Origin of the sequence: Streptomyces sp. CT34, from assembly GCF_000805335.1 — a bacterium.
Classification (GTDB): Bacteria; Actinomycetota; Actinomycetes; order Streptomycetales; family Streptomycetaceae; genus Streptomyces.
The window spans coordinates 657,787-670,451 of the sequence record NZ_KN708638.1 but is presented as its reverse complement, the minus strand read 5'-3'; the positions used below and the strand labels follow the sequence as shown (position 1 = coordinate 670,451).

Below are 12,665 nucleotides of genomic sequence, written 5' to 3'. Positions count from 1 at the left end.
AAGGAAGCACGGACATGTTCCGCACCATGCTCACCGCCAAGATCCACCGCGCCACCGTCACCCAGGCCGACCTGCACTACGTCGGCTCGCTCACCCTCTGCGCCGACCTGATGGACGCCGCCGGCCTGCTGCCCGGCGAGAAGGTCGACATCGTCGACATCAACAACGGCAACCGCCTGTCGACCTACGTCATCGAGGGCCCGCGGGGCACCGGCGTGGTCGGCATCAACGGCGCCGCCGCGCGCCTGATCAACCCCGGCGACCTGGTCATCATCATCGGCTACGGCATCGTCGCGGACGCCGACGCGGCCACGATCCGGCCCAAGGTCGTCTTCGTGGACGCCCACAACAAGATCACCTCCCTCGGCTCGGACCCCGCCGAACCGCTCGCCGACGGGGAGACCTTCCGCGGCGATCACCTCTACGTCGACTGACCGACCCCACGACCGGCGGAAAAGACCCCGAAGGAGAGGCGCAATGTGCGGAATCACGGGCTGGGTGTCGTTCGAGCGGGACCTCACCGAAGAAGCCGACGTACTGGAATCCATGACCCGGGCCATGGCGGCCCGCGGCCCCGACGGCGCCGGCACCTGGTGCGACCGCCACGCGGCGCTGGGCCACCGACGGCTGTCGATCATCGACCTCGCGGGCGGCGCCCAGCCGATGACCGCCACCACACCCGACGGCACCGTGGCCCTGACCTACAGCGGCGAGGTCTACAACTTCGCGGAGCTGCGGGGCGAGTTGCGCCGGCGCGGGCACCGCTTCCACACCTCCAGCGACACCGAAGTGGTGCTGTACGCCTATCTGGAGTGGGGCGCATCGTTCGTCGACCGGCTGACCGGCATGTACGCGTTCGCCGTCTGGGACGGCCGCACCGAGCAACTGCTGCTGGTGCGCGACCGCCTGGGCATCAAACCGCTGTACTACCTCCCCACCGACGACGGGGTCCTGTTCGGCTCTGAGCCCAAGGCCCTGCTGGCCCATCCCGCCGTGCCCCGGACCGTGGACCTCGACGGCATACGGGAGATCGTGCTCGGTGTGAAGACACCGGGCGCCGCGGTGTGGCAGGGCATGCGCGAGCTCCTGCCCGGTCACCTGCTCACCGTCGGCCGCGCGGGCCTGCGGGAGCACACCTACTGGCGACTGCGGGCCCTGCCGCACACCGACGACCGGGCCACCACCTGCGCACGGGTACGCGAGCTGCTCCGGGACTCGGTGCGCGAACAGCTGGTCGCGGACGTGCCCCGCTGCGTACTGGTCTCCGGCGGCCTGGACTCCAGCGCCATCGCCGGATTCGCGTCCGGCGGACCCGCGGAACGGGGAGCCCGGCTGCGCTCGTTCTCCGTGGACTTCATCGGGCACAGCGAACACTTCGTACCGGACGCGTACAACATCAATCCCGACGCCCCCTACGTCCGTGCGCTCGCCGGCCACCTCCGCACCGACCACACCGACCTGGTACTGGACCCGGCCGCCGCGGCCGACCCGGACGTGCGCCGCGCCTGCGTGACCGCACGCGACCTGCCCGTGGGGCGCGGCGACCTGGACCACTCCCTCTATCTGCTCTTCCAGGCGATCAAGGGGCACTCCACGGTCGCGCTGTCCGGCGAGGGCGCCGACGAGATGTTCGGCGGCTACTGGTGGTTCCACGACCGCACGGTCAGCGAGGCCGCCGGCTTCCCCTGGCTCACGGCGGCACTCGGTACCGTCCGGCAGGACCGGCCCTATCTGCCCGACGACCTCCGAACCGCCCTGGACATACCGGAGTTCGCGGCCCGGCGCTACCGCGACGCGGTCGCCGAGACGCCCGTGCTCGACGGTGAGAGCCCCGGACAGCGGCGGGCCCGCGAACTGCTCCACCTCCACCTGACCCGCAGCCTCGGCGGGATGCTCGACCGCAAGGACCGGCTCAGCATGGCCGTGGGCCTGGAGGTCCGCGTCCCCTTCTGCGACCACCGGATCGCCGAGTACGCCTTCAACATCCCCTGGGCCACCCATGTCTTCGACGGCCGCGAGAAGAGCGTGCTGCGGGAAGCCGCGCGGCCGGTGGTACCGGAGGCCATCCGCGCGCGCACCAAGAGCCCCTATCCGATGACCCACGACCCGCGGTACCTGCGCGCACTCCAGGACCAGGCGCGCGAGGTTCTCGCCACTCCCGGCCACGACGTGTTCACCCTGGTCGACGCGGGCGCCGCCCGCCGCGCCGTCGAGACGGCCCCGGAGAGTGCCCCGCACCGCGGGCGCCACCGCCTGGTGCTGGAGAAGCTGCTCGACCTGCACGTCTGGCTGGAGCTGTACCGGCCGAAGCTGCTCCCCGGCTGAGCCGGCCGGTACGGCGAAGTGCCCGGCAGGGAGCCTGCCGGGCACTTCGCCGTAGCCGGGGTACGGTCCGCCGCCCGGCCGCACGGTCAGTCGTAGAGCGCCTCGTACCGCTCACGGAAGTGTTCGTGCACGACCGGACGGGCCACTTTCAGGGAAATCGTCAACTCTCCCTCGCTCACGGACAGATCACGCTCCAGGACCGTGAACGCCTTGGCCCGGAAGTACTCCTGGAGTTCGGCATTGGCGCGGCCGACCACCTCGTCGAGCGCACGCAGCAGTTCCGGCTCGCGGACCAGGTCCGGCAGCGCGGCCGGCAGCCCGCGCTCCGCGGCCCACGCCCGGGCCTGCCGCTCGTCGAGGGTGAGCAACGCGACGAGGTGGGGCTTCCCCTCGCCGTAGAGCACCGCGTGGGAGATCAGGGGGCTGGCGCGCAGCTCACGCTCCAGCGGATGGGGGGTGACCGCCATGCCATTGGAGAGCTGGATCAGCTCCTTCTTGCGTCCGGTCAGACGCAGACAGCCGTCCGCATCGATCGCACCGAGGTCTCCGGTGTGCAGCCAGCCGTCCCGTACGGCGCCGAACTCCCCCTCGTCGTAACCCCAGTAGCCGCGGAAGACATTGCCGCCGCGCACCAGCACCTCGCCGTCCGGCGCGATGTCGACCTCGATTCCCGGGAGCGGCCTGCCGACCGTGCCCAGCCGGTAGTCGTCGGGGGTGTTGGAGGTCACCGCGGCGGCCGTCTCGGTCATCCCGTAGCTCTCCACGATCGGCACGCCGCAGCCGAGGAAAAACGCGAGGATGTCCTGGGACACCGGAGCACCGGACACCGTCACCCGCCGCACCGCGCCACCGAAGTGGTCGCGCACCTCGGCGAACAGCCCCTGCTCGGCCTCCTCGAACCAGCGCCGGAGCCCGTCCGGGACGCCTGCTCCCCGGGCGCGCATCTCGCGCACCCGCAGGCCGGTGCGCGCCGCCGCCACCATCCGCTGCCGCTCCCGCTCCGTCCGGCCGGCCAGGACCGCACCGTGGATCTTCTCCAGTACGAGCGGGACCAGCGGGAGGATCGTGGGACGGATCTCCCGTACCTCGGACGGTATGCGCTCGGGGGAGCCGCCGCTGAAGTAGGCCAGGGTGTACCCCGACCACCAGGTCAGCAGCTGCATCAGCAGGGCGATGGTGTGCGGGCCGGTGACCACGAAGACGGTGCCGTTGCCGGTGGTCGCCGCGCCGTCGGGCCTGCGCGGCGGTGCGGGATGCGCGCGCAGGACGCTGACGTAGTTGCCGTGGGACAGGGCGCAGCCCTTCTTCGGCCCGGTCGTTCCCGAGGTGTAGAGGACGACCAGCACATCGTCGGGGCGCACCGCGTCCTGGCGCCTCCGCAACTCTTCACCGGAAACGGCCGTCTGCCCGAGCCGGCGGAGTTGATCCAGCGTCATCGTTCCGTCGTCGCGGAGCGGCTCGCCGGCACTCCCGGCCGGTTCGCCGCCGGCCCCGCTCCGCCCCGGCTCGTCGATCAGCACGATGTGCCGCAGTCTCGGCAGCCGGGGCCCGGCGGCCCGTATCTTGGCCAGTTGAGCGGCATCCTCGCAGATGACCGCCGTCGCGCCGGAATCGTTGAGGACGTGCGCGATCTCCTCCGGGACCGTCGTCGGCAGCAACGAGACCAGCACCAGCCCCGAGGCCGCCGCGCCGAGGAGGGCGAACGTCCACTCCGGGCGCAGCGTGCTCTGGATCGCCACCCGGTCGCCCGGCCGGAGACCGAGTCCCATCAGCCCGCGGGCGATCTCCTCGGCGGCCTCCCCGGCCTCGGCGTACGAGATGTGGCACCGGTCGCCGTCGGCGCCCCGCCATCGCAGGGCCGGAGCCGTCGGCCACCGCTCGGCGCCCCGTCGCGCCAGGTGGGCGAGGGTGTCCGGACCCGCCGCGCGCTCGGTCGCACCATGCTCACCCTTCACCCCCTGCATCCCCTGCATCCCCTTCATGCCCTCCATGCCGTCCATTCCCTTCCTCTCGTTCATGCGGTCCCCACACCTCAATTCGTAGGTACATCCGGGTCGTTCGTGGGATGGGGAGCCCCGGGGGTACCGGCTGCGGCCGTGCTCGCGGCGGCGACGTCACGCAGTGCACCGACGTATCGGAGGCGCGGCGCCGGAACGCGCGGCGCTTTCCACGGAAGCCGCCCGGAACTCGACCCAGACGTCCTTGCCGGTGGCGGTGGGGGCGGCGCCCCAGGCGTCGGCGGTGTGGGCGAGCAGGAACATGCCGCGCCCGCGCTCCGAGAGCGGGTCGGGTTCGCGCAGGACGGGGAGATCCGGGCTGCCGTCGCTGACCACGATGCGCACGCCGGACGGCGAGCAGTGGACGAGGAGTGCGCACTCGTCGGAGTCCGCGTGTCTGCGCACGTTCGTCAGCATCTCCGTGACACAGAGGACGGCCGGGCCGGTCAGCGCTCCCCAACCGCAGTACCGCATGAAGGCGGTGACGCTTCGACGTACGCATCCGATTTCCTCCGGCTCGGCGGTCATCGCCTGCCGGTGGTACCGGGCCTCTGCTTGCTCGGCGGTGGTCGTGTGATGCTCGGTGGTCATCGGCCCATACCTTTCTTCGCGGGGTGATCCGGGTCGTGTGCGAGGTCGGGGCACCGGGGGGATGCGCGGACCGCATCGCTCCGTGGAACCGCATCGCTCCCTGGGCACGTCGGCGAGGGCGTCTGCCGGGGCGCCGGAACGGAACCGTGGAACGACGCAAGAGGTCCCCGTGCCGTGACTGCGGGTGGGAACGGGCGCGGGCACCGCAGCAGGCCATCCGCCGGCCGCCGCCGCGACGTGCTCCGGGCCGTGCTCTGGGTCCTCATCGCGACCACTGGACCTCAGCGGCCGTCGCCGCTTCCGCGGCGGTACGACCCGGTCACGAGGCGTCACGCCTTCGACTTGAGGTCATGATGATCTCCGTCCTTCCGGGTGTCGAGCATGTAGCCGGTGCGCCATACGGTCTTGATCACCAGGCCCAGGGGGGCGAGTCGGCGGCGGGTCCGGAGCACCCGTACGTCCAGGGCGTTGCGGCGTTCGGCACCCCCCGGCCACATCCGTGCGGCCAGTTCGGCCCGGCCGACCACCGACCGGTAGTCGTCGAGCAGCAGGCGTACGAGTTCCGCCTCGCCGGCCGCGAGCGGCAGGGCCCGCCCGGCGTATTGCAGGACGTTGTGCTCGTCGATCACCGGTTTGCGGCGCTCCGCACGGGCCCGCAGAGCGGCCCGGCGCGCTTGCAGGTCCCGCTCGCCCGCCGGCGCGCGGACCCAGTCCTCCAGCGGGTCGACGCAGACCGGCGGCGGGGCGGCGGGCTCCACGAGCAGCAGCCGCGGAATCCCGTGCGCACGGCACCGCTCGACCTCCGCGGTCTGCTCGGGCCAGCGCAGTACGGGCACCGCACGCTCGGCGCCGGACCTGCGCGGCTGCTGCGCCGCGACGGCCGGGTGGCCCCGGACCGCCGTGGCGGGGATCGGGGGCCGGCCGGGCACCGCGGACGGCGGGGGCGCGGACTGCCGGGGCGCGGACTGCGGTGACAGCGTGGGGTACGAGGACACAGGCATCTCCGTGGGGGGGGACCAGCCGGTACGTACGGGCAGGGGCGCCGGGTGTCGTGCCGGGCCCGGAAGCGGAGAAACCGGCGGTGGCCAGAAGTGCGGCGCAAGAAAAGGGAATCCCCGGGCACGGCGTATTCCAAGGGGTTCGGGCGTGCCTTCGGCGTGCGTTCGGCTGAGTCCCGGCCGTGCCTCGGGTGTGCTCCGGCGGTGCCTCGGGCCCCTCGGCCGCGCGGACAGGCGTCCGCCTGCCATCCCCACGGAAGCACTGATTGCCGATTCAACCTAGAAGTTCGACTTTCAACAACGCTGGGGCTATTGATGCGATTCGAGACTTATGTCTATCCTGATTACTGGTGAGTAACTCACTCGACCCGTCCCCCCACCGAAAACACTCTCCGTAGATGACCCATCGCCCCGTGCGCCATCCCCTCGCGCTGCTGCGCAAACGGGAGGGCCTCTCACACGCCGCCTACGCCAGTCGCATCGCCGACGCCCATGCCGAACTCGGCTTCGGGACCATGGCGGCCCGCCGCGAGAAGATCGCCCGCTGGGAGTCCGGCAAGGTCACTCCCGAACTCAACGCCCAGTTCGCCCTCGCCCACCTCCACGACGTGCCCCGCTCCGAGGTGCTGCGGCTCGGCTGGCCGGAGTGGCTGTACACGGCCACCGGACAGGCATCCCTGCTCCAGACACCGTGGAGCTGCGACGAGGCACTGCACGCCCTGGAAACCATCGCCCGTACCGCGCCGCGCACGGACGGGCACGGTGGCCAGGGACTCGTCTCCTGCGAACAGAGCATCGCCAGCCTCACCACCGCCTGGCTGGACACCGCCGCGCCGTTCGAGCCGCCCGGCCGCGGCCTGCGCATCAGCGCGGACTGCGTCGCCGACCTGGAGCGACGCCACCTCAAGACGCGGAAGCTGTACCACGACCTGGGCCCCCTCGGCGCCCGGACGCTCGTCGACGCCGAACTTCTCCTGCTGTGCGACCTGGCTCGCAACGCCTCATATGACCGGCCGACGGGAGCCGCCCTCATGGCCCTGACGGCCAACGCGGCCTGCTACAGCGGCTGGCTCGCCTTCGACCTCGGCGACCAGGCACGCGCTCAGTCCGCCTACATGGCCGCCATGCGCACCGCCGCCGTCGCCGAGGACGGCCTGCTCGGCGGATGGGCGATGACGCTGCTCGCCATGCAGCACGTGTACTGCGGGGAGCCGGCCAACGCCCATCCCCTCCTCGACGCCGCTCACCGGGCCTGCGAACGCTCCGGCCACAGCCCCCGGTTGACCGCACTGCTCGGCGTCGTCCGCGCCATCGCGTACGCGATGCAGGGAGAACGGACCGCCGCCGTCGGCCAATTGCACTTCGCCGGTACGCTCTACTCTCCTTCCCCGCACGACAACGACCCCCCGTTCATGAACTGGCTCACCTCCGACGTCATGCAAGTCTTCGTCGGCGCCGCCCACTTCTACCTGGGGAAGATGGACCACGCCCTCGGCCATCTGCTGCCCCTGCTGGACCCGGCCCCCACGGCCACCCGCCTCGAAGCCCGCAACACCGCCGTGTGGAACGGCTACGCCGCACGGGCGCACCTCGCCTCCGGTGACACCGACGGGGCCCTCGAGCGCGCCCGCCGGACCGTCACCTTCCTCGCCGAAGCCCCCTCGTTCGGTGTCGAGAAGCAGTGGCAGCTCCTGCGCACGGAACTCCCCGACCCCCAGGCCGCCGCATGGCAGGAGCTCGGCGTCTTCCTCTCCCGCCGCGCGGCCTGACCGGGAGGACCGTCGGTCCGGATCCCCCTGGTGGTGTCCGTGGCCGTCTCCGTTCGGCTCGGTGTCCGTTTCCTTCAAGACCCGACGTCCGCGCCCGCCTACGCTGCCGACCATGAATTCCGCGCCGACACCCCGATTCGACGTCATCGGCCTCGTCGTCTCCGACCTGGCCGCTTCGCTCGCCTTCTACCGGCGTCTGGGGATCGAGTTCCCCGAAGGCTCCGAGAACCGGCCGCACGTCGAGGCCGCACTGCCGGGTGGGCTCCGCCTCACCCTCGACCCCGAGGCAACCGTCCGCTCCTTCCACCCGACTTGGCGTCCACCGACGGGCGGTGGCCGGGTGGGACTGGCGTTCCGTTGTGCCGGCCCCGAGCATGTCGATGCGGTGTACGAGGATCTGGTCGGCGCGGGATACCACGGCGAGTTGAAGCCCTGGGACGCCTTCTGGGGTCAGCGCTACGCCGTGATGCACGACCCGGACGGCAACGGCGTCGACTTGTACGCACCACTTGCCGAGGCCACCGCCTGAGTCACCGCCCCACCAGGTCGGTCAGGGACGTTCCCGTCAACTCCCGTACATCACGCGCCAGATGAGGCTGATCGGCGAAACCCGCCCGGGCCGCCGTCTCCGCGAGGGAGACGCCGGCCCGGGCCAGGGCGAGGGCGCGTTGCAGGCGCAGGATGCGACCCAGGGTTTTCGGACCGTAGCCGAAAGCGGCCAGCGAACGGCGGTGGAGCTGCCGTGCTCCAAGGCCCACCGAATCGGCGGTCGCGATGACGGGGCGGCCGGCCGCCAGGGATGTCACGACCGCCCGCAGCAGCGGGTCGGCGGGGCCGGCGTCGGCCGCGAGCCGCAGTGCCAGGTCTTCGAGGGCAGAAGCCGGGTCGGGTGCTGCGTCGACACGTTCGATCGCGCGGCGAGTCCTGGCGCCGGGCCACAGGTCGGTCAGGTCCACGCGCTGGTCCCGCAACGTGTGCGCAGGCACGCCGAGCACGGCGGGGGCGGTGCCGGGGAAAAAGCGGACGCCCGCCCACGGGCCCCCGGCACCCGGACCAGAGTGGTAGGCCCGCGTGTCGGGCCCGGCAACGAGGATCCTGCCCTCGGTCCACACCAGATCCATGCAGCCGTCAGGCAGCACGGCCCCCGCCTTCCGAGCACCGGGACGGACGGCCTGTCGCGTCCACACGACCGCATCCGGCAGCCTGGACGCGCGCTCCGCGTACTCGCTCGACACGTCGCAGATGCTACGCCGCAGGGGTGCGGTGGCGCGGGGCATGGTGGTGGGGCGGTGGGCTCCGCGGCCTGCCACGGCATGCCGACCGGCCCACAGGCAGCGGAGACCGCCCCAGCGGCCGGGTCCCGGTCGACGTCACAGCAGGACAACAAGAGCGGGCCGCCCGTGAGAAGTTGAAGTACGGAACGGCCCGCCCTGCCCCCGCTGTTGGCGCGTCAGGCGCCTGCTGCCGTGTGTCTACCGCGGTGTGTCGGCGCTGACGGTGGTGTCCGGGACACAGACGATCCCGTCGAACGCCTCCAGGGCGGGGATCTCGATGAACGCGGTGTCCAGCCGGGTGCGGACGGGCTCCGGCAGTCCGTGACGTCGCGCGTATGCGCGCAGCACCCGCGTGTCCACCAGGGCCGGTTGCCCCGGCACGCCCGCGAACAGCGCCTCGACACTGTCCGGCAGTGCTTCGGGGGTGACCGCCCGCCCCCAGCGCATCCCGAGCGGATGGTCCCGGTCGGGCACGTTCTCCACCGTCCGGCCGCCGTTGCCGGTCAGCGCGACGGGCACATAGTCCCTACCCAGCGCCCGGGAGAGCAGATTGCCCATGCTTGTCACCGCCAAGGAGCCGTCGGCCTGGTTGGCCGAGCGCTGGATGTGGGCGTTGTGCCCGACCAGGACGACGCGGGTGCCGGGTGCGGACCGCTCCAGGAACTCCAGCAGCGTGTCGGCCAGATAGCGCTCCCGGGAGGCGAAGTCCATGCCGTCCGGCGCGCCCGCGAGGGCTTCGGCCATGGCGCGCTGGGCCCGGTCGGTCGTCACCGCCGCGCGCACGTCCGACAGCGCGGTCGCGTAGGCCGCGGGCCCACTGCGCTCGGTGTAGATCTCACGCAGGTCGGTGAGGCGGCCCAGCAGCCGGGCGAGCGCGGTGGTGAGGCGGTCCTGCTCCACCGGGTCCAGGTCGAGCCTGGCGTAGGCGGGCAGCACGACCGTCCCGCCCGCGATCGGCTCGGAGATCTCCAGTGCGGTGTGCAGGAAGCGCAGCGCACCGGGGTCCACGGTGGCCAGGTAGGCGGCGACCGGCTCCAGTACGGGCGCGAGCGAGCCGCCCGCCATGGGGACGTCGCAGCCGACGAAGCGCACCGGGTGCGTGGCCCCGGCGTTGTGGTGGCGCAGCCACCGCAGGGTGTCCCGGCATTCGACGGGCTGCCCCAGGCCCCTGAGGGGAGTGCCCCCGCCTTCGGTGCCGTGGCCCTGGGGCTGGGCGCCCCAGGGTGCCAGGAGGTCGTCGATGTCGCCCGGCCCGCCCTGCACCCAGGCGTCCACGGCGCGGCCCTCGGCTGCTCCGTACTCCATCGCGTAGACGGTGAAGCCCAGTTGCTCGACGAGGAACCGCAGCATGCGGTGGCGCAGCAGGGCGAACTCGCGGATCTGGTGGGAGCTTTCGCCGAGGGCGACCACACGGGCGTCGCCGACGAGGTCGCGCAGCGGCTCCAGGTCGTCGAGCGGGGCTGCCAGGTCCGCTCCGGGGCCGAGATCGGCCAGTCGGGAGGAGTGGGCGGTGACCCACTGCGTCAGTTCGGCGGGGGCGGTGGTCAGGGTCGGTTCGGCCGGTGGAAGGAGTTCGCGCAGATCGCTGTGGTGTGCGCGGGCGCGGTGGTCGTGGTCATGGTGGTTCTGGCCGTGGTGGTTCCGGTCGTTCATGAAGTGTGCTCCGCGGTGTGAGTCGTCGTCGGAGCCGGGCAGCGTCGAGCACCGCACCGGCGGGAAACCGGCGTGCGGCGAAGCTGTCGGAATACTGAACGCAGCTTGCCGCTAGGCGGCGCTGCGGGGCTTGATGAACCAACTCTGGCCGGTGCACAGGAACATGCCGGGAACCGTATCAAGCGCGGTCACCGCGGGCATCACCATTTTCCGGCGGGCGTACGGATGCCGGTCGGCAGCCTCCGGCACCGGTTCCCCGCAACCGCACAGCCCTACGCGAGGAGGTACTCGGCCACGCCCGTGTCCGTGACGAGTCCGTTGAAGAGGCCGGTCTTGAGAGCTGCCGCGGTGGCCGCGGCCCGTTGGGCGCCGTCGGCCAGGAGGATCACGTCGGGCACGTGGCGCAGTTCCTCGAAGCTGATGGCGATGATCCGCTCGGTCAGTTCGGGGGCGATGTTGTGGCCCTCGCCGTCGAGCAGGTTGCCGGACACCTCGGCGCACGCTCCCCGGCTCCGGTAGTTCGCACGCTCCGCGTCGCTGAGTGCGTCGTAAACGGTGGACAGCCCCGGCCCCCAGGCGCCGACCGTGGTGACCGCCTTGGTGACCTGGCCGAACCGGCTGACTGCTTCGACGATGCCGGGTTGCCGGCGCAGCATCCGGGCTGTCGCGCCGTCGGGCAGCAGCAGCGGTGCGTAGATGGGGTAGGCGACGCCTCTCGATATGGCCGCGGTGCGGCGCACGGCTTCCACGGCGTTCGCGTCGACCGGCCGCAGTGGGGTCACCCCGCACAGTTGCACCACGGTGCACCGGGGCAGGGAGGTCAGTTCGGGGCTGAGCGCCTCGATCTCGGGGCCCCAGACGAGCCCGAGGACATCGTCCTCCGTGACGATTTCGGCAAGCAGGCCCGCGGCCACGGCGCCGAGGCGGCGGGTGACCAGCGCTGCACCGCCCGGGTCCTGTACTTGGGAGGTGAAGACGATGGTGTGGCGCAGGCCGTACCGGGTGCGCAGGGCGTCGGATCGTTCGGCGTCCAGTTCCGGGGGCAGCCGGATGTCCAGCCGGATCAGGCCGTCGCGGAGAGCGGTCTCCAGTATCCGGGCCACCTTGAAGCGGCTGATGCCGAATTCCTCGGCGATCTCGATCTTGGATTTGCCTTCGAGGTAGAACCTCCGGGCCATGGCGGCCGTCTGCACCAGCTCTTCCGGGCCCGCGTGGTGCGGGCGGGCCCCGGCCTTCGCCTTGTCCCGCGTCCTCACGACCAACACCTCAGCCTCATGACGAACACCTCGGACTCACGACGAACACCTCAGACCGTGTCGGCGCCGGTCGTGCGGGGCAGGCGGGCCCGAACCCACTTGCCGCCGCCGGGATCCCTCCCGGCGGTCCAGGACTCGGCCAGTGCCGCGATGATCATGAGTCCGCGTCCGCAGTCGTCGCCCTGGCCGGCGGTGCGCTGTACGGGCAGGACCGCCGATCCGTCACGCATCTCGATGTGCAGTACGTCAGGCTGCAGTGCCAGGGTGAGAGTGATCATGGCGTCCGGCCCGTGCCCGACTCCGCGTTCGGCCAGCAGCAGTGCCGCCCCGTGGCGGATGGCGTTCGTCGCCAGCTCGCAGACGATCAGCACCGCCGCATCGATGAGTTCCTCGCCCTCGTCCCACAGGCGCAGGCACTGCCTGGTGAACGTCCGTGCCTGCCGCGCGGCGGGCAGGACTGCTCTCAATTCGAGTGAGGCGGAGGCGACTTCGGTATGAGGGGGCCTGGTGCATTCGGCCACAGCAGACATTTCCTTGACCCTTCAAGAAAATCCGCGATCCGCTTCGAGGATGCCGTGTCCTCGAGGCGGGATTCCTGCTGCAATGCGGGTGATCAAGGATCGTGTGCGTCATGGATGACGGAAGACTCGGATATCCGCGCTGCAACGATGTGTACTCAAAAGAGCGATTGGGACTCATATGTTCACTTGCTCTTCTATTAGAGCTCGCCGTTGGGCGAAGTCAATAGGTCAAGGGGACTCCAGAGGAAATTTTTCGAGAATTGAGCACGCGGTGCCCAAAT

General features: G+C 71.3%; 11 protein-coding genes. 4 read left to right on the top strand and 7 right to left on the bottom strand.

What is annotated here, in order from left to right; translation table 11 throughout:
- Positions 1–14: 14 nt before the first annotated feature.
- Both panD and asnB read left to right on the top strand, forming a co-directional pair.
- Positions 15–434, top strand: a complete 420-nt coding sequence (gene panD / locus RZ84_RS02940) for an aspartate 1-decarboxylase (RefSeq protein WP_043262972.1) — start codon at positions 15–17, stop codon at positions 432–434.
- A gap of 43 nt (positions 435–477) precedes the next feature.
- The gene (gene asnB / locus RZ84_RS02935; protein ID WP_043262971.1) at positions 478–2,325 is read left to right on the top strand and encodes an asparagine synthase (glutamine-hydrolyzing); all 1,848 of its coding nucleotides are present in this window, start codon (positions 478–480) and stop codon (positions 2,323–2,325) included.
- 86 nt (positions 2,326–2,411) lie between these two features.
- On the opposite strand, the gene RZ84_RS02930 is transcribed toward asnB, so the two are convergent.
- The 3 genes from RZ84_RS02930 to RZ84_RS36040 form a co-directional block, all read right to left on the bottom strand.
- The gene (locus RZ84_RS02930) at positions 2,412–4,343 is read right to left on the bottom strand and encodes an AMP-dependent synthetase/ligase (protein WP_078893540.1); all 1,932 of its coding nucleotides are present in this window, start codon (positions 4,341–4,343) and stop codon (positions 2,412–2,414) included.
- A 96-nt stretch (positions 4,344–4,439) separates the two neighbouring features.
- Positions 4,440–4,913 carry an ATP-binding protein gene (locus RZ84_RS02925; RefSeq protein ID WP_063772652.1) on the bottom strand — a complete coding sequence of 158 codons (474 nt, stop codon included), beginning with the start codon at positions 4,911–4,913 and terminating at the stop codon, positions 4,440–4,442.
- Positions 4,914–5,242: 329 nt separating this feature from the next.
- A complete protein-coding gene (locus RZ84_RS36040; protein WP_052229737.1) occupies positions 5,243–5,908 on the bottom strand; it encodes a helix-turn-helix domain-containing protein in 666 nt (221 codons plus the stop codon).
- Between the two features lie 401 nt (positions 5,909–6,309).
- Here RZ84_RS36040 and RZ84_RS02915 point away from each other — a divergent pair, with 401 nt between their 5' ends.
- Both RZ84_RS02915 and RZ84_RS02910 read left to right on the top strand, forming a co-directional pair.
- Positions 6,310–7,680: a hypothetical protein gene (locus RZ84_RS02915; protein ID WP_043262970.1), complete on the top strand. Its 1,371-nt coding sequence runs from the start codon at positions 6,310–6,312 to the stop codon at positions 7,678–7,680.
- Positions 7,681–7,792: 112 nt separating this feature from the next.
- Positions 7,793–8,209 carry a VOC family protein gene (locus RZ84_RS02910; RefSeq protein WP_043262969.1) on the top strand — a complete coding sequence of 139 codons (417 nt, stop codon included), beginning with the start codon at positions 7,793–7,795 and terminating at the stop codon, positions 8,207–8,209.
- Between the two features lies 1 nt (position 8,210).
- On the opposite strand, the gene RZ84_RS02905 is transcribed toward RZ84_RS02910, so the two are convergent.
- From RZ84_RS02905 to RZ84_RS02890, 4 genes are all read right to left on the bottom strand, one after another.
- A complete protein-coding gene (locus RZ84_RS02905; RefSeq protein ID WP_052229736.1) occupies positions 8,211–8,957 on the bottom strand; it encodes a helix-turn-helix domain-containing protein in 747 nt (248 codons plus the stop codon).
- A 195-nt stretch (positions 8,958–9,152) separates the two neighbouring features.
- Complete coding sequence (locus tag RZ84_RS02900; protein ID WP_052229735.1) at positions 9,153–10,607, bottom strand: erythromycin esterase family protein; 1,455 nt, start codon at positions 10,605–10,607, stop codon at positions 9,153–9,155.
- Positions 10,608–10,879: 272 nt separating this feature from the next.
- The gene (locus RZ84_RS02895) at positions 10,880–11,785 is read right to left on the bottom strand and encodes a sugar-binding transcriptional regulator (RefSeq protein WP_052230405.1); all 906 of its coding nucleotides are present in this window, start codon (positions 11,783–11,785) and stop codon (positions 10,880–10,882) included.
- 128 nt (positions 11,786–11,913) lie between these two features.
- Positions 11,914–12,384 carry an ATP-binding protein gene (locus tag RZ84_RS02890; RefSeq protein WP_052229734.1) on the bottom strand — a complete coding sequence of 157 codons (471 nt, stop codon included), beginning with the start codon at positions 12,382–12,384 and terminating at the stop codon, positions 11,914–11,916.
- Positions 12,385–12,665: the final 281 nt, after the last annotated feature.

Coding starts and splice junctions, on each gene's coding strand:
- panD (WP_043262972.1), top strand. CDS start 15: ATGTTCCGCACCATGCTCACCGCCAAGATCCACCGCGCCACCGTCACC.
- asnB (WP_043262971.1), top strand. CDS start 478: ATGTGCGGAATCACGGGCTGGGTGTCGTTCGAGCGGGACCTCACCGAA.
- RZ84_RS02930 (WP_078893540.1), bottom strand. CDS start 4,343: ATGAACGAGAGGAAGGGAATGGACGGCATGGAGGGCATGAAGGGGATG.
- RZ84_RS02925 (WP_063772652.1), bottom strand. CDS start 4,913: ATGACCACCGAGCATCACACGACCACCGCCGAGCAAGCAGAGGCCCGG.
- RZ84_RS02915 (WP_043262970.1), top strand. CDS start 6,310: ATGACCCATCGCCCCGTGCGCCATCCCCTCGCGCTGCTGCGCAAACGG.
- RZ84_RS02910 (WP_043262969.1), top strand. CDS start 7,793: ATGAATTCCGCGCCGACACCCCGATTCGACGTCATCGGCCTCGTCGTC.
- RZ84_RS02905 (WP_052229736.1), bottom strand. CDS start 8,957: ATGCCCCGCGCCACCGCACCCCTGCGGCGTAGCATCTGCGACGTGTCG.
- RZ84_RS02900 (WP_052229735.1), bottom strand. CDS start 10,607: ATGAACGACCGGAACCACCACGGCCAGAACCACCATGACCACGACCAC.
- RZ84_RS02895 (WP_052230405.1), bottom strand. CDS start 11,785: ATGGCCCGGAGGTTCTACCTCGAAGGCAAATCCAAGATCGAGATCGCC.